General features: G+C 66.4%; 21 protein-coding genes and 2 tRNA genes. 17 read left to right on the forward strand and 6 right to left on the reverse strand.

Features of this window, described 5'->3' with window-relative positions; genetic code table 11:
* Positions 1–87: 87 nt before the first annotated feature.
* From ACGTNG_RS04085 to ACGTNG_RS04100, 4 genes are all read left to right on the forward strand, one after another.
* A complete protein-coding gene (locus ACGTNG_RS04085) occupies positions 88–1,530 on the forward strand; it encodes a TolC family outer membrane protein (protein ID WP_507161320.1) in 1,443 nt (480 codons plus the stop codon).
* An 81-nt stretch (positions 1,531–1,611) separates the two neighbouring features.
* Positions 1,612–2,868 carry an efflux RND transporter periplasmic adaptor subunit gene (locus tag ACGTNG_RS04090; protein ID WP_394575656.1) on the forward strand — a complete coding sequence of 419 codons (1,257 nt, stop codon included), beginning with the start codon at positions 1,612–1,614 and terminating at the stop codon, positions 2,866–2,868.
* A complete protein-coding gene (locus ACGTNG_RS04095) occupies positions 2,865–6,056 on the forward strand; it encodes an efflux RND transporter permease subunit (protein WP_394575658.1) in 3,192 nt (1,063 codons plus the stop codon). Before ACGTNG_RS04090 ends, ACGTNG_RS04095 begins: the two co-directional genes overlap by 4 nt.
* Before the next feature lie 205 nt (positions 6,057–6,261).
* Entirely contained in the window at positions 6,262–6,951 is a 690-nt protein-coding gene (locus ACGTNG_RS04100; protein ID WP_394575659.1) for a hypothetical protein, read from the forward strand.
* A 19-nt stretch (positions 6,952–6,970) separates the two neighbouring features.
* Here the strand turns inward: ACGTNG_RS04100 and ACGTNG_RS04105 are convergent, their stop codons facing one another.
* Positions 6,971–7,594, reverse strand: coding sequence for a TetR family transcriptional regulator (locus tag ACGTNG_RS04105; RefSeq protein ID WP_394575660.1), 624 nt, complete (start codon positions 7,592–7,594; stop codon positions 6,971–6,973).
* A gap of 174 nt (positions 7,595–7,768) precedes the next feature.
* On the opposite strand from ACGTNG_RS04105, the gene ACGTNG_RS04110 reads away from it, so the two are divergent.
* Positions 7,769–8,800 (forward strand): succinylglutamate desuccinylase/aspartoacylase family protein, encoded by a 1,032-nt coding sequence (locus tag ACGTNG_RS04110; RefSeq protein WP_394575661.1) that lies wholly within the window; start codon positions 7,769–7,771, stop codon positions 8,798–8,800.
* An 87-nt stretch (positions 8,801–8,887) separates the two neighbouring features.
* Here the strand turns inward: ACGTNG_RS04110 and dusA are convergent, their stop codons facing one another.
* Together dusA and ACGTNG_RS04120 are read right to left on the reverse strand one after the other, a co-directional pair.
* Entirely contained in the window at positions 8,888–9,883 is a 996-nt protein-coding gene (gene dusA, locus ACGTNG_RS04115; protein WP_394575662.1) for a tRNA dihydrouridine(20/20a) synthase DusA, read from the reverse strand.
* A gap of 191 nt (positions 9,884–10,074) precedes the next feature.
* Entirely contained in the window at positions 10,075–10,278 is a 204-nt protein-coding gene (locus tag ACGTNG_RS04120; RefSeq protein ID WP_089847775.1) for a cold-shock protein, read from the reverse strand.
* A 297-nt stretch (positions 10,279–10,575) separates the two neighbouring features.
* Between ACGTNG_RS04120 and ACGTNG_RS04125 the strand changes: the two genes are divergently transcribed.
* The 3 genes from ACGTNG_RS04125 (at position 10,576) to ACGTNG_RS04135 (ending at position 12,046) form a co-directional block, all read left to right on the forward strand.
* Positions 10,576–10,815, forward strand: a complete 240-nt coding sequence (locus ACGTNG_RS04125; RefSeq protein ID WP_394575663.1) for a hypothetical protein — start codon at positions 10,576–10,578, stop codon at positions 10,813–10,815.
* 249 nt (positions 10,816–11,064) lie between these two features.
* Positions 11,065–11,388 carry a TraR/DksA family transcriptional regulator gene (locus ACGTNG_RS04130; RefSeq protein WP_394575665.1) on the forward strand — a complete coding sequence of 108 codons (324 nt, stop codon included), beginning with the start codon at positions 11,065–11,067 and terminating at the stop codon, positions 11,386–11,388.
* 61 nt (positions 11,389–11,449) lie between these two features.
* The gene (locus ACGTNG_RS04135; protein ID WP_394575666.1) at positions 11,450–12,046 is read left to right on the forward strand and encodes a hypothetical protein; all 597 of its coding nucleotides are present in this window, start codon (positions 11,450–11,452) and stop codon (positions 12,044–12,046) included.
* Between the two features lie 9 nt (positions 12,047–12,055).
* On the opposite strand, the gene ACGTNG_RS04140 is transcribed toward ACGTNG_RS04135, so the two are convergent.
* Positions 12,056–12,643 (reverse strand): helix-turn-helix domain-containing protein, encoded by a 588-nt coding sequence (locus ACGTNG_RS04140; RefSeq protein ID WP_394575668.1) that lies wholly within the window; start codon positions 12,641–12,643, stop codon positions 12,056–12,058.
* Between the two features lie 103 nt (positions 12,644–12,746).
* A complete protein-coding gene (locus tag ACGTNG_RS04145) occupies positions 12,747–13,487 on the reverse strand; it encodes an SDR family NAD(P)-dependent oxidoreductase (RefSeq protein ID WP_394575669.1) in 741 nt (246 codons plus the stop codon).
* 158 nt (positions 13,488–13,645) lie between these two features.
* Between ACGTNG_RS04145 and gltX the strand changes: the two genes are divergently transcribed.
* The 3 genes from gltX (at position 13,646) to ACGTNG_RS04160 (ending at position 15,374) form a co-directional block, all read left to right on the forward strand.
* Complete coding sequence (gltX, locus tag ACGTNG_RS04150) at positions 13,646–15,127, forward strand: glutamate--tRNA ligase (protein ID WP_394575670.1); 1,482 nt, start codon at positions 13,646–13,648, stop codon at positions 15,125–15,127.
* Positions 15,128–15,184: 57 nt separating this feature from the next.
* A tRNA-Ala gene (locus ACGTNG_RS04155) sits at positions 15,185–15,260 on the forward strand.
* A gap of 38 nt (positions 15,261–15,298) precedes the next feature.
* Positions 15,299–15,374: transfer RNA gene (locus ACGTNG_RS04160), tRNA-Glu, on the forward strand.
* Between the two features lie 847 nt (positions 15,375–16,221).
* Here ACGTNG_RS04160 and gltA read toward each other — a convergent pair.
* Entirely contained in the window at positions 16,222–17,508 is a 1,287-nt protein-coding gene (gltA, locus tag ACGTNG_RS04165; protein ID WP_394575671.1) for a citrate synthase, read from the reverse strand.
* Between the two features lie 444 nt (positions 17,509–17,952).
* Between gltA and sdhC the strand changes: the two genes are divergently transcribed.
* From sdhC to odhB, 6 genes are all read left to right on the forward strand, one after another.
* A complete protein-coding gene (gene sdhC / locus ACGTNG_RS04170; protein ID WP_211310892.1) occupies positions 17,953–18,330 on the forward strand; it encodes a succinate dehydrogenase, cytochrome b556 subunit in 378 nt (125 codons plus the stop codon).
* The gene (sdhD, locus tag ACGTNG_RS04175; RefSeq protein WP_394575672.1) at positions 18,324–18,671 is read left to right on the forward strand and encodes a succinate dehydrogenase, hydrophobic membrane anchor protein; all 348 of its coding nucleotides are present in this window, start codon (positions 18,324–18,326) and stop codon (positions 18,669–18,671) included. The genes sdhC and sdhD overlap by 7 nt, the downstream gene beginning before the upstream one ends.
* Before the next feature lie 3 nt (positions 18,672–18,674).
* Positions 18,675–20,447, forward strand: coding sequence for a succinate dehydrogenase flavoprotein subunit (gene sdhA / locus ACGTNG_RS04180; RefSeq protein WP_394575673.1), 1,773 nt, complete (start codon positions 18,675–18,677; stop codon positions 20,445–20,447).
* Positions 20,448–20,459: 12 nt separating this feature from the next.
* Positions 20,460–21,170, forward strand: coding sequence for a succinate dehydrogenase iron-sulfur subunit (locus tag ACGTNG_RS04185; protein WP_394575674.1), 711 nt, complete (start codon positions 20,460–20,462; stop codon positions 21,168–21,170).
* Positions 21,171–21,392: 222 nt separating this feature from the next.
* Positions 21,393–24,221, forward strand: coding sequence for a 2-oxoglutarate dehydrogenase E1 component (locus ACGTNG_RS04190; protein WP_394575675.1), 2,829 nt, complete (start codon positions 21,393–21,395; stop codon positions 24,219–24,221).
* A 42-nt stretch (positions 24,222–24,263) separates the two neighbouring features.
* Positions 24,264–25,811, forward strand: a complete 1,548-nt coding sequence (gene odhB, locus ACGTNG_RS04195) for a 2-oxoglutarate dehydrogenase complex dihydrolipoyllysine-residue succinyltransferase (protein WP_394575677.1) — start codon at positions 24,264–24,266, stop codon at positions 25,809–25,811.
* The last annotated feature ends 3 nt before the right edge of the window (positions 25,812–25,814 follow it).

Here is a 25,814-nt window from a genome sequence, read left to right on the forward strand (position 1 = left end):
TTGGTCGTAGGCGAGGGCGGTGGACTCGACCAACAAACATGCGACAATGTATGTAAACATCACCATCACGACACCGAGGATCTACCGATGATGCGTCCCCGTTCCCTTCGCTGCACCGGCACGCGGTTCGCCCGCCGCGCCCTGCTGCCGGCCCTGGTCACGGCGGCCGTCGCCGCGCCGGTGCAGGCGGCGGACCTGCTGACCATCGCCCGCGATGCGATGCAGAACAATGCCGAGCTGGCCTCGGCCCGTTCCCAGACGAGCAGCGTGGAGGCGGGGCGTGACGTCCAGCAGGGCGACCTGCTGCCGCAGGTCGATGTGTCGGGCAACGTGACCCACAACCGCCAGTACGAGAGCCAGACGAGCGGTTTCCAGCAGGTCGGAGACGATAACTATACCGGCGCCAGCCTGACCCTGGAGGCCACGCAGGCGCTCTTCGACGCCCGCAATGCGCGGGAGGTCGAACAGGCCGAGCGCGAGATCGACCAGCAGCTCTACCGGCTGGCCGCCACCGAGCAGCAGGTGCTGATCGATGTCTCCTCGGCCTATTTCGAGATACTGCGGGCCTTTGAGGTGCTCGAGGCACGACGCGCCCAGGAACGGGCCATCGGCCGCCAGCTGGAGCAGGCGCGTGAGCAGTTCGAGGTGGGCCTGATCGCCATCACCGAGGTCGAGGAGGCCCAGGCGGCCTTCGACCAGGCGCGGGCGGAGCGCATCACGGCGCAGAGCAACCTGCAGGTCAACTTCGAGGCCCTGGAGCGGCTGACCGGGCAGCGCTACGCCAGCATCGACTCGCTGGGCGAGGAGATTCCTATCGCACCGCCGACCCCGAGCGATCGCGACCAGTGGGTGGCGCTGGCCATGGAGAACAACCCCCGGGTGCTGGCCAGCCAGGCCGGGGTCGAGGTCTCGCGCAGTGGCGTCGATATCGCCCGCGCGGGTCGCCTGCCCACGCTCAATGCCTTCGCCAGCTACAACTACGCCGACGATGATCGGGACGAGGTCGAGGGCCATACCTCGGCCAGCCAGGTGGGCCTCGGCGTGAGCATGCCGCTCTACACCGGTGGGCGCACCTCGGCCAGCATCCGCCAGAACACCTACCTGCTGGAGGCCAGCCAGTACGACTTCGAGTCCCAGCGTCGCGATACCGTCCAGCAGGTGCGCTCCTTCTATACCCAGGTCAGCAACGACGTCTCGACCGTGGAGGCGCGTGCCCAGGCGATCGTCTCCAACCAGAGCGCGCTGGACGCCACCCGTGCCGGCTACGAGGTCGGCACGCGCAACATCGTCGACGTGCTCAACGCCGAGCAGAACCTCTACAACGCCGTCGCCGACTTCGCCAGCGCCCGCTACGACTACGTGATCAACCTGCTGACCTTGCGCCAGCAGTCGGGGACCCTGGACGTCCCGGCGGTCGAGGAGGTGAACGCCTGGCTCGATGGCGGCAGCGTCTCCTTCACGCTGCCCGAGAATGCCGAGTCGCGGGATGCGGTCATGGATATCGGGGCGCCGCCGCGTCTCGAGGAGTAGCGCGCCGTCTCCGGAAATTTACAAACATTCATGAATGAATGTAAAATGCGTTCCCCCTCTGACGCGCCAATGGAAAACCCCATGATTACCATTATCAAACAAGGCCGCAGTGGCCTGGTGGCACTGGCTGCGGGTCTCGTGCTCGCCGCCTGCGGCCAGCAAGAGTCTTCCGAGCAGCAGGCGTCCGGCCAGGGTGAGGCGCCTCCGACGCCCAAGCCGGTCATGGAGATGGCCCGCCAGGACCTGCCGCTCGCCAAGTCCTACCCCTCCAAGCTGCGCAGTGACGACGAGGTCACCCTGGTGGCCCGCGTCACCGGCTTCCTCGAGGAGCGTCACTTCGAGCCGGGCGAGATGGTGGAAGAGGGCGAGAGCCTCTACTCCATTGAGCCGGACCTCTACGAGTCCGTGGTGGCCCAGCGCGAGGCCGACCTCGAGAGCGCCCGCGCCGAACTCGCCCGTGCCCAGCGCGATGCCGCCCGCTTCCAGCAGCTGCTCAGCCAGAACTCGGTGAGCCGCCAGCAGGTCGACCAGGCACAGGCCGAGCTGAACGTGGCCCGAGCCTCGGTCTCCCAGGCCGAGGCGGCGCTGGCCAACGCGCGCATCGACCTCGGCTACGCCGACGTCACCGCGCCGGTGTCCGGCATGATCGGCCTTAGTGAGGTGAACCTGGGCAACCTGGTGCAGCCGGGCAGCACGCTGACCACCATCACGCCGCTGGACCCGCTGGAGGTTCGCTTCCAGCTGCCTCAGGAAGACGCCTTCGCGCTGCGCCAGCAACTGCGCGACCAGCCCATCGATGAGATCAGTGCCTGGCTCGATCTGCCGGGTGGCGTCGAAGGCGCGGGCGAGCGCCTCGAGGGGCACCTGGACTTCCTCGGCTCCCGGGTCGACGAGGCCACCAGCACCGTGCAGGCCACCGCGACCTTCGCCAATCCCGATGCCCGGGTGCTGCCCGGCCAGTTCGTCCGCGTCCACCTCGAGGGCATGAAGCGCTTCGACGTGATGGCGGTGCCCGAGATCGCGCTGACCCAGGGCCTCATGGGCCCCCAGCTCTTCGTGCTCGACGAGGAGAACAAGGCCCGGGCGCGCACCGTGCAGCTCGGCGAGATCGCTGGCCCCTGGCAGATCCTGCGCAGCGGCGTCGAGCCCGGCGAGCGGGTGGTGGTGGGCGACCCCGCCGGCCTGCAGCCCGGCACGACCATCGAGCCGCAACCCTTCGAAGGCATCGAGCAGAACGCGGGAAAGCCCGCCGGGAATGCCGCTGAGCCGGGTGAACAGCAGGGCGACGAGGCGAGCGCCGAGCCTGCGGCCGACGCCGAGGGAGACGCCGGCCCATGAACTTCTCCAACTTCTTCATCAAGCGCCCGATCTTCGCGACGGTGCTGGCGATCATCCTGACGCTGATCGGGCTGATGAGCATGCGGGTGCTGCCCATCGAGCAGTACCCGAGCGTGGTGCCGCCCACGGTCTCGGTCAACGCCACCTTCCCCGGGGCCGACGCCGAGACCATGGCCCAGACGGTGGCCGCACCCCTTGCGGAAGCCATCAACGGCGTCGAGGACATGCTCTACATGACCTCGACCAGCGCCGACAACGGCTCGATGCAGCTGCAGGTGGCCTTCAATATCGGCACCGACGGCGACATCAACACCATCAACGTCAACAATCGGGTACAGGGCGCGCTGTCGCAGCTGCCCGAGGCGGTGCAGGCCCAAGGCGTGACCGTTGAACTGAGCTCCAGCTCGATCCTGATGCTGGTGGCGCTGACCTCGCCGGACGAGGACTACGACCGCATCTACCTGCAGAACTACGCCACCCTCAACGTCCTGGACGAGCTGCGCCAGGTGCCGGGGGTCGGCGACGCCGAGGTGCTGGGTGGCGGCGAGTTCGCCATGCGCGTGTGGATGGACCCGGACCGGCTGGCGCAGTATGACCTGACCCCCACCGAGGTCGCCGCGGCCATTCGCGCGCAGAACACCGAGGTGCCGGCGGGCAGCCTGGCCGCCACGCCGCAGTCGGAGCCGCGCGCCTTCACCTACACCATCACCGCCGGGGGGCGCCTCTCCAGCGCCGACGACTTCCGCGAGATCTTCCTGCGTACCAACCCGGACGGCTCGGCGCTGCGTCTGGCCGACGTAGCGCGCATCGAGCTCGGCGCCTCGTTCTACGGCGTCGAGGCGCGGCTCAACGGCGGCACCATGGCGCCGATCATCATCAACCAGCAGCCCGGCGCCAACGCCCTGGAGACCGCCAAGGCCGTCGAGGACGTGATGGCGGAGCTGGGGGAACGGTTCCCGCCGGGACTCGAGTACGTGGTGCCCTACGACACCACCCAGTTCATCGACGCCTCCGTGGAGACGGTCTTCCATACCTTCATCGAGGCCTTCCTGATCGTCGGCGTCATCCTGTTCATCTTCCTGCAGAACTGGCGCTTCACGGTGATCGCCATGTCGGTGGTGCCGGTCTCGGTGCTGGCGACCTTCGCCGGCTTCTACGCCTTCGGCTTCACCATCAACCTGCTGACGCTGTTCGCCCTGGTGCTCTCCATCGGCATCGTGGTGGACGACGCCATCCTGGTGGTGGAGAACGTCGAGCGGGTGCTCGGCGAGGACGAGGAGATCACCGTACGTCAGGCGACGATCCAGGCCATGAAGGAGGTCGGCGGGCCGGTTATCGCCACCTCGCTGATCATGGCGGCGGTGTTCGTGCCGGTAGCTTTCCTGGGCGGCTTCACCGGGCAGATCTACCAGCAGTTCGCGCTGACCATCGCCATCTCGGTGGGCTTCTCGGCGCTGATGGCGCTGACCTTCACCCCGGCGCTCTCGGCGATCTTCATCAAGCACGACCTGCACCGCAGGGAGACGGCGTTCAGCCGCGCGCTGCGCACGCCGCTGCGCCTGTTCGATCGCCTGTTCGCGGGCATCACCGCCGTCTACATGTGGGTGGTCAAGAAGCTGGTGCGCTTCTGGGGGCTGGCGCTGCTGCTGACCGGCCTGGTGGTCGGCGGCTCCTGGTGGCTCTATCAGGCCACGCCCTCGACCCTGGTGCCGGAGACCGACCAGGGGATCGTGCTCACCGCCGTGCAGCTGCCGGACTCCGCCTCGCTGTCACGGACCCGGGAGTACATGGGTGAGCTCAGCGCGGCCATCGAGGAGATTCCGGGCGTGCGCTTCTCCTCGGCGGTGGCCGGCTATGACATCCTGTCAAGCTCGGTGAACACGGCCCGCGGGATCATGTTCGTGACCATGGACCCCTGGGCGGAGCGCGAACTGACCGCCACCGACTTGATCGGTCGCATCATGCAGCTTGGCGCCCAGATCGAGGGCGGCTCGGCCATGGCCTTCAACATGCCGCCGATCATGGGGCTCTCGACGACCGGCGGCTTCACCGGCTACCTGCAATCCTTCGAGGGCGCGTCGCCCCAGGAGCTGTTCCAGGCGTCGCTGAAGGTGATGCAGGCGGCCGGCGAGCATCCGGCGCTGAAGCAGGTGTTCACCACCTTCAACGTCAACGTGCCGTCCTTCCGGGCCGAGATCGACCAGCAGAAGGCATTGAGCTACGGGGTCAGCCTGACCGACCTGAACGCCACCCTGTCGAATACCTTCGGCAACGGCTTCGTCAACTTCTTCAGCTATCAGAACCGCAACTTCCAGGTCTATCTGCAGAACCAGGAGGAGTTCCGCAAGACGCCCTCGGATGTCGCCAACGTCTTCGTGCGCGGCGGCAACGGCGAGCGCATCCCGCTCTCCGAGTTCGTGACCCTCGAGCGCCAGACGGCGCCCGCGGTGGTGACCCGCTTCGGCGTCTACACCGGGGCCCAGTTCCAGGGCGGCCCGGCGCCGGGCTACAGCTCGGGGCAGGCGATCGCCGCCATGGAAGAGATCGTCGCGGAAGAGCTCGGCGGCGGCTGGGGCATGGGCTGGACCGGTACCGCCTACCAGGAGAGCCAAGCGGGCAGTGCGGCGACCCTGGCTATCGTCTTCGGGCTGCTGATGGTGTTCCTGATCCTCGCCGCCCAGTATGAGAGCTGGTCGCTGCCGCTGGCGGTGCTGACCGCCACGCCCTTCGCTCTGCTGGGCGGGATCGGCGGCATCTTCCTGCGTGGCCTGGATGTCAGCGTCTACGTGCAGATTGGCATCCTGGTGGTGGTGGGCCTGGCGGCCAAGAACGCCATCCTGATCGTCGAGTTCGCCGAGCTGCAGCGCCGCGAGATGGGCAAGTCGATCCGTGAGGCGGCCATCACGGCGGCGGAGCTGCGCTTCCGGCCGATCGTCATGACCTCCCTGGCGTTCATCTTCGGCACTCTGCCGCTGATGCTCGCCACCGGGGCGAGTGACACCAGCAGCCACCATATCGGCACCACGGTGGCGATCGGCATGGCCTCGGTGGCGGTGCTCGGCAGTCTGTTCGTGCCGACCTTCTACGCCATGATCGCCGCGGTCTCCGCGCGGATGCAGCGCACGCCGGGCCGGGACGATGAGGCGACCGATGAGTCGGCCGAGGCCGAGCCCCGCGGCAACGCCTGATGCCGGCGTGATCCGGCGGACGCGATGTCCTGCCGAACGAAAAGGGGCGCCCCATGGGGCGCCCCTTTTCATGTCGAGGGAGGTCGGGTTTTTTATAAGGGTGTGCGAATGCATCCTTGATTCGGATCAGGAGCGGGCCGCCCCGATGGTCTAGGATGGGGGTAAGACTCATTCGTTGGCTAAGTGTTACCGGGAGGTACGCCGCATGGATACCCTCATCGAGCTCGCCCTGAGCTTCCCCGTGGTGATCTTCAGCGCCCTACTGGCGCTGGTCGCCTGCTACTGGTTGCTGGTGGCGCTGCGCCTGGCGCCGGTCGAGCTCTTCGAGCACGACAGCCTGCGCAACGACAACCTGGCCAGCGCGCTGGTCTCGCTGGGGTTCATCGGCGTGCCGGTCTCGCTGTCGCTGACCCTACTGATCGGCCTGGCGGGCGTGCTGACGCTCGCTGTGGAACTCGTCGTGCTGCGCTGGCTGCCGCTCGGTTTCTTCCGCATTCCGCTGGGGGTACTGGTGATCTGGGGCGCCTTTGCGCTGGCCTCGCCGCTCGCGGCCTGGCTCTGCCAGCGGCTGCATGGGCGACTCCATCGGCCCGGTGCGCCGGAGCGCCTGCCGCGCTGCCTGCTCGGAGAGCGCGTACGCATCACGGCCGCGCCGGCCGACGGGGAGCGAGTGGTCATGGCGGTGCTGGAGAGCGACCCGAACCACGAGGTGCAATTGGCCACCAAGTCGGGTGACGCGCCCGAGGTCGGGGAGCATCGGGTGCTGGTGAAGTACCTGCCGCGTGACGACCGCTACCGCGCCGTGCCCGAGAACGACTACCTGGATGCCCGCACGCGGCTTCGGCGCCTGCACCTGCTGCACGGCGCCAACCAGCACAACGGCTCGTCGGCCTGAGGCGCCGTCCGCCTCCTGATCAGGCCGCCTCGGCCTCGTCGCGGCGGATCAGCGCCAGCTGGGCATCCACCAGGGCCATGCCGCGCTCATGGATGGAGTAGGCATCGGGGTCGCGCAGCCAGTCGTGGAAGAGACCGCTGAGGATCGCCTGCATCAGGCGGGTGGCTATCTCGGGATCGAGCCCCTCCTTGAGCAGCCCCAGGCGGTGGGCATCGGCGAAGTAGCCGCTCAGCGCGTCCAGGCATTCACCGGCCATCTCCGCCTGGATAGCGCAGGGGTCGATGTCGCCGAAGAACTCACAGCGATGGATCAGGATGGCGAGGACCCGTCGATGGCGGGGCTGCTCCAGGCGTAGCAGGCTCAGCTGGAAGCCCAGCCTGACGGTCTCGAGCGGTGAGTCATGCGAGGCGCCGGTTTCCGCCACGAGTTCCTCGAAGGGCATGCGCACCCTGTCGAGCATGGCACGGAAGAGGTCGGCCTTGTTCTTGAAGTGCCAGTAGACTGCCCCGCGGGTCAGGCCGGCGTGGCGGGCGATCTGTTCCAGCGAGGTGCGAGCGACGCCATTATCGAAGAATACCTCCTCGGCGGCATCGAGCAGTGCCTCGCGGGTGGCTTCAGCTTCGGCCTTGGTGCGTCTGGCCATGGAGGGCTCTCAAAGTGTCACGATTTTCCATATTCTACCGGAGTGGCCCGCTTTTTACATTCATGTATGTATGGATATGTAATCGCGGGTGAGGGCCGCCGGGCTCGTCTTCCACGGGCCAGGAGCGTATAAGAAACGCCTGAAAACACCGTTTCGTGATGCAAGGAGCGCAGCATGGCCCGTTCCCCCTTCGAGATCGCCGGCACCCGGGTGGCGCCGGGATCGCGCACCCAGATCGACGTGCCCGTGGCGCGCCTCTATACCCATGCGCCGCTCTACATTCCCCTGGAAGTGGTCCACGGCCGACAGTCGGGGCCGGTGCTGCTGGTCTGCGGCGGCATCCACGGTGACGAGATCAACGGCGTGGAGATCGTGCGCCGCCTGCTGCGCTCCAAGCAGCTACAGGGGCTGCGTGGCACGCTGATCGGCGTGCCCATCGTCAACGTCTTCGGCTTCGTGCAGCACAGCCGCTACCTGCCGGACCGACGCGACCTCAACCGCTGCTTCCCGGGCAGCGAGTCGGGCTCGCTGGGCGGTCGCGTGGCGGCACTGTTTCGCGAGCAGATCGTCGACCAGGCCAGCCACATCATCGACCTGCACACCGGGGCGATTCACCGCACCAACCTGCCGCAGATTCGCGCTCAGCTCGTCCCCGGCGGCGAGACCGAGCGCATGGCCAACGCCTTCGGCGCGCCGGTGATCCTCAACGCCGACCTGCGCGAGGGCAGCCTGCGCCACTACGCGCAGAACCGGGGCATCCCGGTGCTCACCTACGAGGCGGGGGAGGCGCTGCGCTTCGATCAGTGGGCGATCACCCCGGGGGTGCGCGGGGTGCTGCGAGTGATGCGCCGGCTCGGCATGCTGACCGGCGAGCATCGCCGCCGCCCGGTCCCGGCCGCCGAGGTGGCCAACGGCTCGAGCTGGGCGCGGGCGCCCATCGACGGCATCCTGCGCCCGAAGGTGCGCCTCGGCGCTCGGGTGGCCAGCGGCGAGCTGCTCGGGCGGGTGGCCGATCCCTTCGGCAACGCCGAGGGTGAGGTACGCGCCGTGGCCGACGGCATCGTCATCGGCATGAGTCGACTACCGCTGGCCAACGAGGGCGAGGCGCTCTTCCATATCGCCCGCTTCGACGCCATCGAGGAGGCCGAGAGCGCCATCGAGGACTTCCAGTCCAGCCTCGAGCCGCCGCCCGACGCGCTTTACTGACGCGCTCTTCTCGCCTGACACTCAGGCCATACGACCACGGCGCCGATCACTCGGCGCCGTGGTCGCGTTCTAGGGAGCGAATGGAGGTTACGCCACCTCGGCCGTCTCGTGCTCCGCGACCAGGCCCAGGGCGTCATCGAAGACCTGCAGGGTCGCGCCTTCGCGATGGGCGTTCTCGGAGAGGTGGCGGCGAAACTTGCGCCCGCCCGGCTGGCCCTGGAAGAGGCCCAGCAGGTGGCGGGTGATATGGTTGAGCTTCGCCCCCTCGTCGAGGCGACGGGCGATGTAGGGGCGCAGCGCGCAGGCCGCCGCATGGCGGCTCTCGGCCGGGCCCGGCTCGCCGTAGAGGGCGGCGTCCACGCCGGCCAGCAGCCAGGGATTCTGGTAGGCCTCGCGGCCGATCATCACGCTGTCGACGTAGTCGAGCTGTTCGCGGCACTCGTCCAGGGTCTTGATGCCGCCGTTGATGCCGATGTGCAGCTCCGGGCGGCTCGCCTTGAGGCGGTGGACCCGCGGGTAGTTGAGCGGCGGCACGTCGCGATTCTCCTTGGGGGAGAGCCCCTCGAGCCACGCCTTGCGAGCGTGCACGATGAAGGTGTCACAGCCGGCGTCGGCCACCGTGGCGATGAAGCGCGACAGGTCGGCGTCCTCGTCCTGGTCGTCGATACCGATGCGACACTTCACGGTGACCGGGATCGACACCGCCGCCTGCATGGCGCGCACCGCGGCGGCGACCTTCTCCGGATGGCCCATCAGGCAGGCGCCGATCAGGTTGTTCTGCACCCGATCGCTCGGGCAGCCGACGTTGAGGTTGACCTCGTCATAGCCCCACGCCTCGGCGATGGCCGCGCACTCGGCGAGCTCGCCGGCGTCGCTGCCGCCGAGCTGCAGGGCGAGGGGATGCTCGACTTCATCGAAGCCGAGGAAGCGCGAGCGCGGGCTGCCGTGCAGGATGGCGCCGGTGGTCACCATCTCGGTGTAGAGCAGGGCGCGGCGCGTCAGGGTGCGGGCGAACGCGCGGTAGTCGCGGGTCGTCCAATCCATCATCGGGGCCACGGAGAAGGTGCGGTCGAGCGCTTGCATCGGCATCACGGGGTAGTGGTCGGAAGGGAGGGCATTCTACCAGCACCGGTCACTTTCTGCCCAACCCTCGAGGAGGTCGAGTCATGCGCAGGGCGCGTTAATCAACCGGATACGCAGAAACACCAAGGCCCGCATCAGCGGGCCTTGGTGCTCATAGCCTTGCGGCTAGAAGAGGTCTGTCTGATCGACGATCAGATGGCTTCGATGTTGGAAGCCTGCAGGCCTTTCTTGCCCTGAACTACGTCGAAAGAGACCTGCTGGCCGTCCTGGAGGGACTTGAAGCCTTCAGCCTTGATTTCGGAGAAGTGGGCAAAGAGGTCATCGCCGCCGTCGGTCGGGGTGATGAAGCCAAAGCCTTTTGCGTCGTTGAACCACTTAACAGTGCCAGTAGCCATGTCATGACTCCTTTCTTTGGCGCAGTGCGCCGGATACGAAATTACCGGGTGTAGCCCCGAATGCTAGTGGGTAAAACAAGGGGATATAACCAGACAACCGAAAGGATTCGACTACTACTGACAATATGCATCTTGCTAACCAACTGGACACACGGTGTCATGGTTAGCGGCCGGCGTCAACTCCCGTGACGGCTCGCATCGTTGCCGGTCGGCCGTCACGGGGATGCCGGCGAGGGGGTGTGCGCGTCGTCCATACTGGTCATACGCGCACGCGACCGTCGAACAGAAGGAGAGGCTATGAGCATTGATCTCACCGAATACCAGAGAGAGCTACTGGCCCGTGTGCTGCAGCACGGCGGCGTGCTGGCCGCGCCCTTCGGCCATCCCGGTGACGACAGCCTGGAGGAGGCGTTGCTGGAGGACATCGACGCCCTGGAGGCCGAGGGGTTGATCACGGTCGAGCGCACTCGGGGGCACGAGGCCCCCGAGCGGCTCTCGCTCACCGAGGCGGGCTATGACGCCCTGGGCATGGCCTAGGGGATAGACCGGTCGATGCCCGACGCGCCGGGGCCTGATCTTCGTCAGCCTCCTGGGCAGGAACGGTCTGCTATAAAGAAGGACTATCTTGAAGGGCCCTCTCACAGGGCTATCGACAAGCGGGAGCAGGGCGAACCATCACGATGCCGACCCGTCGAGCGTGTAGCCTGAGGATGGGCCTTGACGAAGGAAGCCGGGCGGTGCCGAGCGAGAGCGGTACGCCCTCGATGCAATGAAAGGAGAGCTGCCATGGCGGATCGCAAGCAGGTACTGGAAGGGCTGCGTGAGGAGCTGATCGAGCGGTTCGATCGCTACCAGGCCCACAAGGAGCAGAAGGGCGGTCCGCTGGACAAGGACACCGAGGACCAGTCGACCGAGCTTGCGAATGACGAGGTCATCGAGGCGCTGCAGCAGGAGGCGGAAGACGAACTTCGCCAGGTACTGCATGCGCTGAAGCGCATCGAGGCCGGGGAGGGCGATGCGTGTGAGCACTGCGGCGAGCCCATCGGGGAGGGTCGCCTGCAGGCGCTGCCCTACACGACGATCTGTCTCGATTGTGCGGAGCGCCAATGAGCCTACTCGCCAGGGCCGGGAATGATAGTCTGGTCATTCATCGACGAGGCGGGAGGCGTGCATGACAGCGTGGTGTCGAGCGATCGCAGCAGGCGTGCTGCTGATAGGGCTGGCGGGCTGCGGCGGCAGCGAGGAGGAGGCGGCCAGTTCGCCTGACGACCCGGCCCCGGTGGCCGAGATGGCCGACGAGGCGCCCGAGCCCGCGCCGGAGTCCACCCCCGAGGTGGCGCCCTTCGAGGAGCCGGTCGCGATCGATGTGTCGTCGCGCCTGGGCAGCGATCGGCGCCTGACGGTCGAAGGAGAGACCAACCTGCCCGCCGACACCCGTCTGCAGGTGCTGGTAGAGCGAGAGCTCAGCGGGGTGCGCTGGCGGGAGCGCGTGTCGGTGGCCGAGGGCGGCTTCGTGGCCGGGCCTTTCGGCCCCGGCAGCGGACTGCCCGACGGCGACTATCTCGTGGTGGTCGAGGTGCAGGAGGGCAGCGTTCAGCCGGCTGAGGTGCGCGGCCGGCTGGGTGAGCAGAACGAGCACCTGCAGGGGCCGCTGGTCGAGCAGTCGCGTCACGGCCTGGGCCAGGTGGCCCGCTATTCCAAGCGCTTCCTGGTGGGCGACGAGACGCGTCGTACCCAGGATCGGGTCGAGGTGATGGAGCTCGAGTAGCGCCTCGGATCAGAGCGGCTGGGCGCGCCAGTGCGCCACCAGCTTGCCGATCAGACGGCAGCTGGGCGCGTAGGGGATGAGCTCATCGCTGTCCTGACGCTGGAAGATCAGTTCACCGGTCGGGCCCTGGGTGACCCGGCGAATCGCCAGCTCGCCGTCGTCCTCGATGAGGTAGAGGCCCGGCTGGCGGAAGATGTCGCTGGTCGCGATGGCCACCAGGTCGCCTTCCATGAGGAAGTCGAACTGCTCGCCCGGCGCCGGCGTCACCAGGTGGCAGTCGCCATCCCAGCGCTGCCCGGGCACCATCTCGATTGGCAGCTCGATGACCCGCTGCTTGCCATCCTGCCAGGGCAGCGGCAGCCGGCGGCGCAGATAGAGCGGTGAGGCATGGGTGCCCTCGTCTTCGAGCAGTCGCGACAGCGGGCAGTTGAGTGCCTGTGCCAGGGCGACCAGGCGCTCATGGCCGATCTGCTTGATGGCACCCGATTCCCAGTAGGAGATCGTGACGTCTGACACCCCGACCCTGCGTGCCAGGGCCGCCTTGTTGAGCTTGGCCTCCAGCCGAAGTTTCTTGATGCGCGGGCCGAGTGTTTCCATTACGTCATCCTATGGTCAAAAAGCGTCGCGTAGATCTTCCTGGCTCGGGTTTTGCCGAGCAACGACGGGTATCAACGTTAATTCTGCCCTAATACTCGGCGCGTCACCATGCCACTCGCTCGCCGGCCCAGTCCAGAAAGATGCCGCTCTGGTCGGGGGTGCAGGTCTCCAGCACGTCCAGCAGGCGTTCGGCCACGAAGTCGGGGGTGAACAGCTTGCCCTCGGGCACCCGGGCCTGGAAGGGCGCTGACAGCGGCGTGTCTGTGGTGCCGGGGTGCAGGCAGGCGATCGCCGCCTGGGGATTGAGGCGGCGAAGCTCCACCGCGGCGGTCTTCATCAGCATGTTATGGGCGGCCTTGCTGGCCCGGTAGGCGTACCAGCCGCCGTGCCGGTTGTCGCCGATGGAGCCGACGCGCGCCGATAGGCTGGCGAACAGCGCCGGATGGCGGCCCTTGAGGCTCGGCTGCAGCGCCTTGAGCAGCAGCGCCGGGGTGATGGCGTTGACATGGTAGAGCCGGGCCATGGCCTCGGCGTCGAGCTCGTCGAGCTTCTTCTCCGGGGCGATGCCCCGGCTCTCGTCGTGCAGCATGCCGATGGCGTTGAACACCAGATGCACGGGGGCGTCGTCCAGGGCCTGGGCCAGGGCCGCGACGCCATCCTCGCTGCCCACGTCCAGGGCGAGGGAGTCGACGCGGGGATCCGGGTGCGGATGACCGCCGCGGCTGACGGCGATCACCCGGCCGGGACGGTCGCTCTCGAGCAGGGCCTCTACCACGGCGCTGCCGATGCCGCCGGAGGCGCCGGTGACCACGGCGGTGAAATCGTCGGGGAGTCGCGTGAGCATGGCATTCCTTGTTCGCTGGAGTTCGGATTCAGCGTGGACCGCGCGGCGGGGGAATGATTCCCGGCCACGGCTGCCCGGCGCTGGCCAGGTGCGTATAATGCGGCCATTCGCCCGCCATGTCAGGGCGGCCTCCCTCCATCGACAGGACCAAGGACGACATGACCGTACGCACTCGCATCGCGCCGTCACCCACCGGCGATCCCCACGTGGGCACCGCCTATATCGCCCTGTTCAATCTCTGTTTCGCTCGTCAGCACGGTGGCCAGTTCATCCTGCGCATCGAGGACACCGACCGGGCGCGCTCGACCCCCGAGTCCGAGCAGATGATCCTCGACTCCCTGAGCTGGCTGGGGCTCGAGTGGGACGAAGGTCCCGACGTCGGCGGGCCCCACGGCCCCTACCGCCAGAGCGAGCGCGGCGATATCTACGGCGAGTATGCCCGTCAGCTAATCGACTCCGGCCACGCCTTCAAGTGCTACCGCACCAGCGAGGAGCTCGACGAGCTGCGCGAGGCGCGCAAGGCGGCCGGCATGCACCTGGCCCTGAAGCCCGCCGATCTCGCGCTGCCCGCCGAGGAGCAGGCGCGTCGCGAGCAGGAAGGCTGGCCCTACGTGGTGCGCATGAATGTGCCGGCCACCGGCACCTGCGTGGTCGAGGACATGCTGCGCGGCGTCATCGAGGTCGAGTGGGCCCAGGTGGATGCCCAGGTGCTGCTCAAGTCGGACGGCATGCCCACCTATCACCTGGCCAACGTGGTCGACGATCACCTGATGGGCATCACCCACGTGCTGCGGGGCGAGGAGTGGATCAACTCGGCGCCCAAGCATCAGCTGCTCTATGAGTACTTCGGCTGGCAGATGCCGGTGCTCTGCCACATGCCGCTGCTGCGCAATCCCGACAAGTCGAAGCTCTCCAAGCGCAAGAATCCGACCTCCATCAACTACTATCGGCGCATGGGCTTCCTGCCCCAGGCGGTGACCAACTACCTCGGCCGCATGGGCTGGTCGATGCCCGACGAGCGCGAGAAGTTCAGCCTCGACGAGATGATGGCCCACTTCGACATCCAGCGGGTCTCGCTGGGCGGGCCGGTGTTCGATCTCGACAAGCTGACCTGGCTCAACGGCGTCTATATCCGCGAGGACCTCGACGACGCGGCGCTGCTCAAGGCGCTGATGGAGTGGGCCTTCAACGAGGAGTATGTCGGCCAGATCCTGCCCCAGGTGCGCCCGAGGGTGGAGACGCTCTCCCAGGTGGCGCCGTTGGCCGGGCACTTCTTCTCGGGCCTGCCGGCGATCGAAGAGGGCGATTTCGATGCGGTGAAGCTCTCCCGCGAGGAGCTGGTCAAGCTACTGCAGTTCCTGGTGTGGCGCTTCGAGCTCGTGCCGGCCTGGCACAAGGAGGCGCTGCTCGGCGAGGTCAAGGCGCTGGCGGCGCACTTCGACCTGAAGATGAAGGCCTTCCTGGCGCCGGTGTTCATCGCCGTCACCGGCTCTTCGTCGAGCACCTCGGTGATGGACGCCATGGCGATCCTCGGCTCCGATGTGACCCGGGCGCGCCTGCGCCACGCCATCGAGGTGCTGGGCGGCGTTTCCAAGAAGCAGGCCAAGCGCTTCGAGAAGGAATTTCGCGAACTCGCGTGATTCCCTGTTGACGAAGACGGGGCTTATCAGTAACATACGCCCCGTCTTCGAGAGATCGGGGCCTTAGCTCAGCTGGGAGAGCGCGACACTGGCAGTGTCGAGGTCAGCGGTTCGATCCCGCTAGGCTCCACCATCGACTCAGATGGCAGCCATCTCTTCGCAAGACGTTGCGTCCCATTCGTCTAGTGGTCCAGGACACCGCCCTTTCACGGCGGTAACAGGGGTTCGAACCCCCTATGGGACGCCACTTCCGATCTTTCCCCCTCTAATACTTTCTCATGACCAGCCGGCCCTATCGCCAGCCTGGCCGTTTTCGTCGTGTCTGCTCTTCCGGTGCCGTCCGAATGGCGAATCGTGCCGATTTCGACGCGAAATTTCCTTGACTTGTCCACCTTGCCCGCCTAGGGCGGCCGGGCTGTGCATAGGCGCGGCGCCAACCCGCCTGGTTGCTGGCTTTCTTATATAAGTCTTTTATTTCAATGACTTACGGTAGGTCAAAAAATGATCAATCTAAGGCGGTGCCGCTGTTCATGGCGTTCCAGCGACCTTTTCGAGAGGTTGTGAACAGGGTTATCCACAGAATGTGTGGAAAACGGGCGCCGCCCCCGAGGAGGCGCATGTCGCGGGATAAGTCAACCGGAAGTGATGAGAATTCTAGTTCCCAGGTATCAGGGCGATAGGGCGCCCCGCTGCGCCTTCGAGATCCGCCGTCCGCCGCCATCGCCTGTCGAGGCGGGGCGACTCCCGGGTGGCGCGATGGTCGCCTGAGCGGCTCTCTCGAGGCTCTGTGGGGATGTCTCGCGCTCTCGCTCCCGTGCCCTGTTCCGAGCCATCTGGTCCGAGCGCTTCGTTCCCGGTTCGCCGGTGCGTGGAGCGCTCTTTAGCGCCGTCGTCCGAAGGGTGTCGGCAGGCGTGGGGCGCCACGTGGCTCGGCGCCCGTAGGCGGACATTGGCCGGGATGATCGAAGGGGCGCTCTGGTGGCGTGCCTGGAGGGGGAGGGCGCGCAGAGCAGGTGCTCGGCCCGGGGTGCGCACGAAAAAGGCCGCCCTTGGGGCGGCCTTTCCTTTGGTGTCATCGATTAGCGTGCAGCGGCTCAGCTTGCCGGATAGTCGCGCTGGTCGTGGCCGGTGTAGAGCTGACGCGGGCGACCGATCTTGTAGCTGTCGCTGAGCATCTCGTGCCAGTGGGAGATCCAGCCGATGGTGCGGGAGACGGCGAAGATCACGGTGAACATGTTCTTCGGGATGCCCATGGCCTTGAGGATGATGCCGGAGTAGAAGTCGACGTTCGGGTAGAGCTTGCGCTCGATGAAGTACTCGTCCTCCAGGGCGATCTGCTCCAGGCGCTTGGCGATCTTCAGCTGCGGGTCGTCGGCGAGGCCCAGCTCGGCCAGTACCTCGTCGCAGGTCTCCTTCATCACCTTGGCGCGCGGATCGAAGTTGCGATAGACCCGGTGGCCGAAGCCCATCAGCTTGAAGGGATCGTTCTTGTCCTTCGCCTTGTCGATGAAACGCTGGATGTTCTCTTCGGAGTCGTCGCCGATCTCGTCGAGCATGTTCAGCACGGCCTCGTTGGCGCCGCCGTGGGCCGGGCCCCAGAGCGCGGCGATGCCGGCGCTGATGCAGGCGAAGGGGTTCGCCCCGGTGGAGCCGGCCAGGCGCACCGTGGAGGTGGAGGCGTTCTGCTCGTGGTCGGCATGGAGCATGAAGATGCGGTCCATGGCCTTGGCGTAGACCGGATTGATCCGGTACTCCTCGCACGGGTTGCTGAACATCATGTAGAGGAAGTTCTCTGCATAGGTCAGGTCGTTGCGGGGGTAGTTGAACGGCTGGCCGACGTTGTACTTGTGGGACATCGCCGCGAGGGTCGGCATCTTGGCGATCAGGCGCACGGCGCTGATCTCGCGGTCTTCCTGCTTGGTGATGTCCAGGTGGTCGTGATAGAAGGCGGCCAGGCCACCGACCACGCCGCACAGGATCGACATCGGATGGGCGTCACGACGGAAGCCCTTGAAGAAGTTGATGATCTGGTCGTGGACCATGGTGTGGTTGGTCACGCGCGCCTTGAAGTCTTCGTATTGCGCGTCGTCGGGCAGCTCGCCGAACAGCAGTAGATAGCAGGTCTCGACGAAGTCGGAGTGCTTGGCCAGCTGATCGATCGGGTAGCCGCGGTGCAGCAGCACGCCCTTGCCGCCGTCGATGTAGGTGATCGCCGACTGGCAGGAAGAGGTCGCCATGAAGCCGGGGTCGTAGGTGAAGAGGCCTTGGGCGCCGAGGCCGCGGACGTCGATGACGTCAGGGCCCAGGGAGCCAGAGTAGACCGGCAGGTCAATCGGGTCGTCCAGGCCGTCTACCGTCAATGTCGCTTTCCTGTCAGCCATAACTGGCCTCCTCTCGAGTTCATGGGGGGACGATATAGGGTGTTTTCGCTGCAGGTGCCGGCGAAAAGGTTCGCCCACTATAGAAGCGTCCTCGAGATTGTCAATTCCACCATTAGGCGCCCATGGCTGTACATTAAATGGTTTTGTGAATCATTTTTGTACAATAAATGGTGCCTTGCACCATTGCCGGGCGCGAGGCGTCCGGTCATCGCCTCCGACCCTGGGTCAGACCGCGCCAAGGCCGATAACTCGGCCTTCCACCATGGTCGACCCGGCCCTGCGTTCATTTGTCATGAAGGGGTGATGACCCTATAATCTCAGCGCGCGACTGGCAGGAGTCGGTGGTCGTGTCCAACTCGGCCACGATCGTGTCCCTTCCCGTAACCACCGCCCGCTCGGGCCTTGTCGGACGAAGAAGAGCGGGCCAAGAGAGTGTGTAGAGCCGTGAATAGCAAACGACCCGTAAATCTGGATCTGTCCACGATACAGTTCCCCCTCCCCGCCCTGACGTCGATCGCTCACCGCATCACCGGCGTCATCCTCTTCATCGGCCTGATCTTCGCCTTCTGGGCGCTGGACGCGTCACTGTCCTCGCCGGCGGGCTTCGCCGCCGTGAGCGATGCCCTGGCCCACAATTTCCTGGCCAAGCTGGTCGCCTGGGGCTTGCTCTCCGCGCTGGCGTTCCACTTCGTGGCCGGCATCAAGCACCTGCTGATGGACATGGATATCGGCGTGACCCTGGAGGGTGGCGTCAAGAAGGCACAGATCACCGTGGTAGTGAGTGCGGTCCTGATCATTCTGGCTGGAGTCTGGGTATGGTAACCAACATCACGAACTTCGGGCGCAGCGGCCTCTCCGACTGGCTGCTGCAGCGCGTCTCTGCCGTCATCCTGGCGCTCTACTCTCTCTTCATCGTCGGTTTCCTGCTGTTCAACCCGGGCCTCGACTACGCCGTCTGGAGCGGCCTGTTCGCCCAGACCTGGATGCGCATCTTCTCGCTGCTGGCCTTCATCTCGCTGGCCGCCCACGCCTGGGTCGGGCTGTGGACCGTGACCACCGACTATCTCAAGCCGACCGGTATTCGTATCGGTACGCAGCTCATCATCATCCTGGCCATCTTCGTGTTCCTGGTCTGGGGCATCACCGTTCTGTGGGGAGCCTGATTCATGTCCAACATGCGTAGCCTGTCTTTCGACGCCATCATCATCGGCGGCGGCGGCGCTGGCCTGAGGGCCGCCCTGGAGCTGGCCAAGTCCGGCAAGAAGACCGCCGTGCTGTCCAAGGTCTTCCCGACCCGCTCGCACACCGTCTCCGCCCAGGGCGGCATCACCTGCGCCATCGCCTCCGCCGACCCGAACGACGACTGGCGCTGGCACATGTACGACACCGTCAAGGGCGGCGACTACATCGCCGACCAGGACGCCTCCGAGTACATGTGTTCCGAGGGCCCCAAGGCGGTGTTCGAGCTCGAGCACATGGGCCTGCCGTTCTCCCGCTTCGACAACGGCCGCATCTACCAGCGTCCGTTCGGCGGTCAGTCCAAGGACTTCGGCAAGGGCGGCCAGGCGGCTCGCACCTGCGCCGCGGCCGACCGTACCGGCCATGCCCTGCTGCACACGCTTTACCAGAACAACCTGAAGAACAATACCACCTTCCTCAACGAGTGGTACGCCGTCGACCTGGTCAAGAACGCCAACGGCGACGTGGTGGGCTGCATCGCCATGGACATCGAGACCGGTGAAGTGGTGCACGTGAAGTCCAAGGCCACCGTAATGGCCACCGGCGGCGCGGGGCGCATCTTCGCCTCCACCACCAACGCCCTGATCAACACCGGTGACGGCATCGGCATGGCGCTGCGCGCCGGCTTCCCGATGCAGGACATGGAGATGTGGCAGTTCCACCCGACCGGCATCTACGGCGCGGGTACCCTGGTGACCGAGGGCTGCCGCGGCGAGGGTGGCTACCTGGTCAACAAGGACGGCGAGCGTTTCATGGAGCGCTATGCGCCCAACGCCAAGGACCTGGCCGGCCGCGACGTGGTCGCGCGCTCCATGGTCATGGAGATCCTCGAGGGCCGCGGCTGCGGTGAGAAGGGCGATCACGTCTTCCTCAAGCTGGATCACCTGGGCGAGGAAGTGCTCGGCAAGCGCCTGCCCGGCATCGTCGAGCTCTCCAAGACCTTCGCCCACGTGGATCCGGCCAAGGAGCCGATCCCGGTGGTGCCGACCTGCCACTACATGATGGGCGGGATCCCGACCAACGTGCACGGTCAGGCGATCATGCAGGACGCCGACGGCAACGATCAGATCGTCAACGGCCTGTTCGCCTGCGGCGAGGCGGCCTGCGTGTCGGTCCACGGCGCCAACCGCCTGGGCGGCAACTCGCTGCTCGACCTGGTGGTCTTCGGCCGCGCGGCCGGCATGTTCATCGAGGGCGCGCTCAACGAGGGCATCGAGTACCTCGAGGCCTCCGAGTCCGACGTTGAGTCGGCGATGAAGCGCATTACCCGCTGGAACGAGTCCGAGGACGGCGAGACCGTGCCCGACCTCAAGCGCGAGCTGCAGGACATCATGCAGACCTCCTTCGGCGTGTTCCGCGAGGAGAAGAACATGGTCGAGGGCGTCAAGCGCCTGGAAGAGCTGCGTGCACGCATCGACAATGCCTACCTGCCGGACAAGTCCAGTACCTTCAACACCGCGCGCGTCGAGGCGCTGGAGCTGGACAACCTGATGGAAGTGGCCGAGGCCACCGCCATCGCGGCCCTGGAGCGCAAGGAGAGCCGTGGCGCCCATTCCCGCTACGACTACCCGGATCGCGACGACGTCAACTGGCTGAAGCACTCGCTCTATTTCCCGGCCGACAAGCGTCTGGGCAAGCGCGACGTGAACTTCGCGCCCAAGACCGTCGAGATGTTCGAGCCGAAAGTCCGCACCTACTAAGGGGGAGTCACGATGTCCACGCTTCAGGTATCCCTGTACCGCTACAATCCGGAAACCGACTCCGCGCCCTTCATGCAGGAGTTCCAGGTCGACACCCAGGGTCGCGACCTGATGGTGCTCGACGTCCTGCACCTGGCCAAGGAGCAGGACAACGGCCTGGCCTATCGTCGCAGCTGCCGCGAGGGCGTGTGCGGTTCCGACGGCATGAACATGAACGGCAAGAACGGCCTGGCCTGCATCACCCCGCTCTCCGAGGTGGTCAAGGGCAACAAGCTGGTGCTGCGCCCGCTGCCGGGTCTGCCGGTCATCCGCGACCTGGTGGTCGACATGGGGCTGTTCTACAAGCAGTACGAGCGCATCCAGCCGTACCTGCAGAACGACGAGCCGGCGCCGGCCATCGAGCGCCTGCAGTCGCCGGAAGAGCGCGACAAGCTCGACGGTCTCTACGAGTGCATCCTGTGCGCCTGCTGCTCGACCTCCTGCCCGTCGTTCTGGTGGAACCCGGACAAGTTCGTCGGCCCGGCCGGCCTGCTGCAGGCCTATCGCTTCCTCGCCGACTCGCGTGACGGCGCGACCCGCGAGCGTCTGGCCGAGCTGGAGGATCCGTTCTCCGTGTTCCGCTGCCGCGGGATCATGAACTGCGTCGCGGTCTGCCCCAAGGGACTGAACCCGACGCGCGCGATCGGCAAGATTCGCGAGATGCTGCTGGCCGATGCCACTTAAATCGTGGCGTCCAGCTTGTTATCATGTGCTCCGCTCTCGGGCTGCGGCAAGCTGCCGCAGCCGAGTCCGGTGCGGAGCGTGATGGAAAGAGCCGGTGCCCTGGGCACCGGCTCTTGACCATGGAATTCAGGATGCTCTTCCTCCGGCAGGGCATCAGCGATGTCGATACGGTCGAGTCGTGTCGGCGCCGATACCACCCCATCAGTGCAGGGTGACCAAGAGATGCAACAAGGCATAATGGAGTTGATGTGGCGCTCCTCCCATGTGAGCGGCGGCAATGCCCACTATGTGGAAGCGCTCTACGAGCAGTACCTCGATGATCCCTCCGCCGTTCCCGACGAATGGCGCCAGTACTTCGACCAGCTGCCGCGGCCCGAGGGCGGGGCCAGCCAGGATGTTCCGCTCACTCCGGTTCGCGACCAGTTCTATCAGCTGGGCCAGCAGCGGCGTACCGCGCACGTGGCGGCCGAGAGCGGGGAGGGCAAGAAGCAGGTAAAGGTACTCCAGCTGATCAACGCCTACCGCTTCCGCGGGCACCAGAAGGCCGACATCGATCCCCTCGGCCTGCGCAGTCCCACCCCGGTTCCCGACCTCGATCTCTCCTTCCACCAGCTCTCCAAGGCGGATCTGGACACCGAGTTCCAGACCGGTTCCTTCTTCATGGGCCTGGACAAGGCGCCGCTGAAGGAGATCGTCGGTGCGCTGGAGCAGACCTACTGCCGCTCCATCGGCTGCGAGGTCATGCACATCGTCGACACCGAGGAGAAACGCTGGCTCCAGCAGCGCTTCGAGTCGGTGCGCAGTGCCCCGAACTTCAGCCCCGACGTGCGCAAACACGTGCTCGAGCGGCTGACCGCCGCCGAGGGCCTGGAGAGCTACCTGGCCTCCAAGTACCCGGGCACCAAGCGCTTCGGCCTCGAGGGTGGCGAGTGCTTCATCCCGATGATGGACGAGCTGATCCAGCGTGCCGGCAGCTATGGCACCAAGGAAGTGGTGATCGGCATGGCCCACCGCGGGCGCCTCAACATGCTGGTCAACATCCTCGGCAAGAACCCCTCAGAGCTGATCGACGAGTTCGACGGCAAGAAGGTGGTGGAGCGCGGCTCCGGTGACGTGAAGTACCACCAGGGCTTCAGCTCGAACGTCATGACGCCGGGCGGCGAGGTCCACCTGGCGCTGTCGTTCAACCCCTCCCACCTGGAGATCGTCGCCCCGGTGGTCGAGGGCTCGGTGCGGGCCCGTCAGGATCGCCGCAACGACCCGGTCGGCGACAAGGTGCTGCCGATCAACGTCCATGGCGACGCGGCCTTCGCCGGCCAGGGCGTGGTCATGGAGACCTTCCAGATGTCGCAGACCCGTGCCTACCGCACCGGCGGCACCCTGCACATCGTGATCAACAACCAGGTGGGCTTCACCACCTCGCATCCGGAAGACTCCCGCTCCACCGAGTACTGCACCGACATCGCCAAGATGGTTCAGGCGCCGATCTTCCACGTCAACGGCGACGACCCGGATGCCGTGCTGCACGCCACCCAGGTGGCGCTGGACTACCGTCAGCAGTTCAAGCGCGACGTGGTCATCGACCTGGTCTGCTACCGCCGCCGTGGCCATAACGAGGCCGACGAGCCGTCCGGCACCCAGCCGATGATGTACACGAAGATCAAGGATCATCCGTCCTCGCGGACCCGCTACGTCGAGCGTCTGGTCAAGGAGGGGCTGCTCTCCGACGACGACGCCAAGGCGATGATGGAGAAGTACCGCGACGATCTGCTGGCCGGCAACCACGTGGCCAACGCCCTGGTGCAGAAGCCCAACAAGTCGCTGTTCGTCGACTGGACCCCCTACCTGGGCCACGAGTGGACCGGCCATGCCGACACCCGGGTCGAGATGAAGCGCCTGCAGCGCCTCGCCGGCAAGATGTGCGAGGTGCCCGACGGCGTGACCGTGCAGCGCCAGGTGGCCAAGATCTACGACGATCGCCGCAAGATGCAGGCCGGCGGCATGGCCATCAACTGGGGCTTCGCCGAGACCCTGGCCTACGCCACGCTGCTCGACCAGGGCCATCCGGTGCGCCTCACCGGCCAGGACGTGGGTCGCGGCACCTTCTCCCACCGCCATGCGGTGGTGCACAACCAGAAGGACGGCAGCGTCTACGTGCCGCTGCAGCACATGGCCGACGGCCAGCCGCGCTTCACCATCCACGACTCCTTCCTCTCCGAGGAGGCGGTGCTGGCGTTCGAGTACGGCTACTCGACCACCGCGCCCAACGACCTCGTGATCTGGGAAGCCCAGTTCGGCGACTTCTTCAACGGCGCCCAGGTGGTGGTGGACCAGTTCATCTCTTCCGGCGAGACCAAGTGGGAGCGTCTCTGCGGGCTGACCATGCTGCTGCCTCACGGCTACGAAGGGCAGGGCCCCGAGCACTCCTCGGCACGCCTGGAGCGCTTCCTGCAGCTGTGCGCCGAGCACAACATGCAGGTCTGCGTGCCGACCACCCCGGCGCAGATCTTCCATCTGCTGCGCCGTCAGGTGATCCGTCCGCTGAGAAAGCCGCTGGTGGTGATGTCGCCCAAGAGCCTGCTGCGTCACAAGTCGGCGACCTCGAGCCTCGAGGAGCTGGCCGAGGGCAACTTCCAGATGGTGCTGCCCGACCAGGGCAACCTCGAGGCGCAGAAGGTCGAGCGCATCGTGCTGTGTGCCGGCAAGGTCTACTACGACCTGGCCAACTGGCGCGACGAGAACGCCCGCGACGACGTGGCCATCCTGCGCATCGAGCAGCTCTATCCCTTCCCCAAGGAGGAGCTCCTCGACGCCATCAAGGACTACACCAACGTCACCGACGTGGTCTGGTGTCAGGAAGAGCCGCTCAACCAGGGCGCCTGGTACTCGAGCCAGCACCACATGCGGGCCGTGGCCGACATGCTGCGCGACGGCCTGGGCGGCAAGCTCAAGTTCGCCGGTCGTCCGGCGTCGGCGGCTCCCGCGGCGGGCTACATGTCCGTGCATACCGAACAGCAGCGCCAGCTGGTGGAAGACGCCTTCAATCTGTAAGGCGTCCCACCGGGACGAGAAAGAACATACAAGGGATACGACATGGCTACCGATATCAAGGCACCCACCTTTCCGGAATCCGTTGCCGAAGGCAGCGTCGCCGCCTGGCACAAGAAGCCCGGCGACAGCGTCGAGCGTGACGAGCTGATCGTCGAGATCGAGACCGACAAGGTGGTGCTCGAGGTCGTGGCTCCCGAGGCCGGCACCCTGTCCGAGATCCTGGCAGAAGAGGGCGACACCGTGGAGTCCGAGCAGCTGCTGGGTCGCCTCGGCGCGGGTGAGGCCAAGGGCGAGGCGCCGGCCGACAAGCAGGACGAGCCGAAGAGCGAGGCCAAGGCCGAGGCGCCGGCCGCCGGCGGCGGCAAGACCCACGAGGTCAAGGCCCCGACCTTCCCGGAGTCCATCCAGGAAGGCACCGTGGCCAGCTGGTCCAAGCAGGTCGGCGACGCCGTCAAGCGCGACGAGGTGCTGGCCGAGATCGAGACCGACAAGGTGGTGCTCGAGGTCGTCGCCCCGGCCGACGGTGCGCTGACCGAGATCCAGGCCGAAGAGGGCAGCCAGGTGACCTCCGAGCAGGTGCTGGCGATCTTCACCGAGGGCGCCGGCGGCGGCGCCAAGCCGGCCACCAAGGGCGAGGAGAAGCCGGCGGCCTCCGCCGATGATGGCGCCAGCGACGAGAAGGTCGGTGGCAAGATCCTCGCGCCGGCCGCCCGCAAGCTGGTCGCCGAGCACGACCTCGACGTCGCCAAGATCGAGGGCACCGGCAAGGGTGGCCGGGTGCTCAAGGAGGACGTGCAGCGTGCCGTGAACGACGGTAGCGCCAAGAAGGCGGCCAAGCCGGCCGGCGGCGCCCAGGCCGCCGCGGCGGCGGCCCCGGTCGTGGAAGGCGAGCGTCCCGAGAAGCGCGTGCCGATGAGCCGCCTGCGCCAGACCATCGCCAAGCGCCTGGTCCAGGCCCAGCAGACCGCCGCCATGCTCACCACCTACAACGAGGTGGACATGAGCGCGGTGATGGAGCTGCGCGGCCAGTACAAGGAGACCTTCCAGAAGGCCCACGACGTCAAGCTCGGCTTCATGGGCTTCTTCGTCAAGGCCGCCTCCGAGGCCCTCAAGCGCTTCCCGGACGTCAACGCCTCCATCGACGGCACCGACATCGTCTACCACGGCTACCAGGACATCGGCGTGGCGGTCTCCACCGACCGCGGCCTGGTCGTGCCGGTGCTGCGCGACACCGACAGCATGAAGATCGCCGACGTCGAGAAGGGCATCGTCGACTTCGGCAAGCGGGCCCGTGACGGCAAGCTCGGCATCGACGAGATGCAGGGCGGCACCTTCACCATCACCAACGGCGGCACCTTCGGCTCGCTGATGTCGACGCCGATCCTCAACCCGCCGCAGACCGCGATCCTGGGCATGCACAAGATCCAGGAGCGTCCGATGGCGGTGAACGGCAAGGTCGAGATCCGCCCGATGATGTACCTGGCGGTCTCCTACGATCACCGCATGATCGACGGCAAGGACGCGGTCCGCTTCCTGGTGACCATCAAGGAACTGCTCGAAGACCCGGCGCGTCTGCTGCTGGACATCTGATTC

The sequence above is a fragment of the Halomonas sp. B23F22_3 genome, assembly GCF_043496965.1.
Taxonomy (GTDB): Bacteria; Pseudomonadota; Gammaproteobacteria; order Pseudomonadales; family Halomonadaceae; genus Halomonas.

What these genes read in the sequence shown, in the direction of transcription:
- ACGTNG_RS04085 (WP_507161320.1), top strand. Translation starts at nt 88, where the DNA reads ATGATGCGTCCCCGTTCCCTTCGCTGCACCGGCACGCGGTTCGCCCGC.
- ACGTNG_RS04090 (WP_394575656.1), top strand. Translation starts at nt 1,612, where the DNA reads ATGATTACCATTATCAAACAAGGCCGCAGTGGCCTGGTGGCACTGGCT.
- ACGTNG_RS04095 (WP_394575658.1), top strand. Translation starts at nt 2,865, where the DNA reads ATGAACTTCTCCAACTTCTTCATCAAGCGCCCGATCTTCGCGACGGTG.
- ACGTNG_RS04100 (WP_394575659.1), top strand. Translation starts at nt 6,262, where the DNA reads ATGGATACCCTCATCGAGCTCGCCCTGAGCTTCCCCGTGGTGATCTTC.
- ACGTNG_RS04105 (WP_394575660.1), bottom strand. Translation starts at nt 7,594, where the DNA reads ATGGCCAGACGCACCAAGGCCGAAGCTGAAGCCACCCGCGAGGCACTG.
- ACGTNG_RS04110 (WP_394575661.1), top strand. Translation starts at nt 7,769, where the DNA reads ATGGCCCGTTCCCCCTTCGAGATCGCCGGCACCCGGGTGGCGCCGGGA.
- dusA (WP_394575662.1), bottom strand. Translation starts at nt 9,883, where the DNA reads ATGCAAGCGCTCGACCGCACCTTCTCCGTGGCCCCGATGATGGATTGG.
- ACGTNG_RS04120 (WP_089847775.1), bottom strand. Translation starts at nt 10,278, where the DNA reads ATGGCTACTGGCACTGTTAAGTGGTTCAACGACGCAAAAGGCTTTGGC.
- ACGTNG_RS04125 (WP_394575663.1), top strand. Translation starts at nt 10,576, where the DNA reads ATGAGCATTGATCTCACCGAATACCAGAGAGAGCTACTGGCCCGTGTG.
- ACGTNG_RS04130 (WP_394575665.1), top strand. Translation starts at nt 11,065, where the DNA reads ATGGCGGATCGCAAGCAGGTACTGGAAGGGCTGCGTGAGGAGCTGATC.
- ACGTNG_RS04135 (WP_394575666.1), top strand. Translation starts at nt 11,450, where the DNA reads ATGACAGCGTGGTGTCGAGCGATCGCAGCAGGCGTGCTGCTGATAGGG.
- ACGTNG_RS04140 (WP_394575668.1), bottom strand. Translation starts at nt 12,643, where the DNA reads ATGGAAACACTCGGCCCGCGCATCAAGAAACTTCGGCTGGAGGCCAAG.
- ACGTNG_RS04145 (WP_394575669.1), bottom strand. Translation starts at nt 13,487, where the DNA reads ATGCTCACGCGACTCCCCGACGATTTCACCGCCGTGGTCACCGGCGCC.
- gltX (WP_394575670.1), top strand. Translation starts at nt 13,646, where the DNA reads ATGACCGTACGCACTCGCATCGCGCCGTCACCCACCGGCGATCCCCAC.
- gltA (WP_394575671.1), bottom strand. Translation starts at nt 17,508, where the DNA reads ATGGCTGACAGGAAAGCGACATTGACGGTAGACGGCCTGGACGACCCG.
- sdhD (WP_394575672.1), top strand. Translation starts at nt 18,324, where the DNA reads ATGGTAACCAACATCACGAACTTCGGGCGCAGCGGCCTCTCCGACTGG.
- sdhA (WP_394575673.1), top strand. Translation starts at nt 18,675, where the DNA reads ATGTCCAACATGCGTAGCCTGTCTTTCGACGCCATCATCATCGGCGGC.
- ACGTNG_RS04185 (WP_394575674.1), top strand. Translation starts at nt 20,460, where the DNA reads ATGTCCACGCTTCAGGTATCCCTGTACCGCTACAATCCGGAAACCGAC.
- ACGTNG_RS04190 (WP_394575675.1), top strand. Translation starts at nt 21,393, where the DNA reads ATGCAACAAGGCATAATGGAGTTGATGTGGCGCTCCTCCCATGTGAGC.
- odhB (WP_394575677.1), top strand. Translation starts at nt 24,264, where the DNA reads ATGGCTACCGATATCAAGGCACCCACCTTTCCGGAATCCGTTGCCGAA.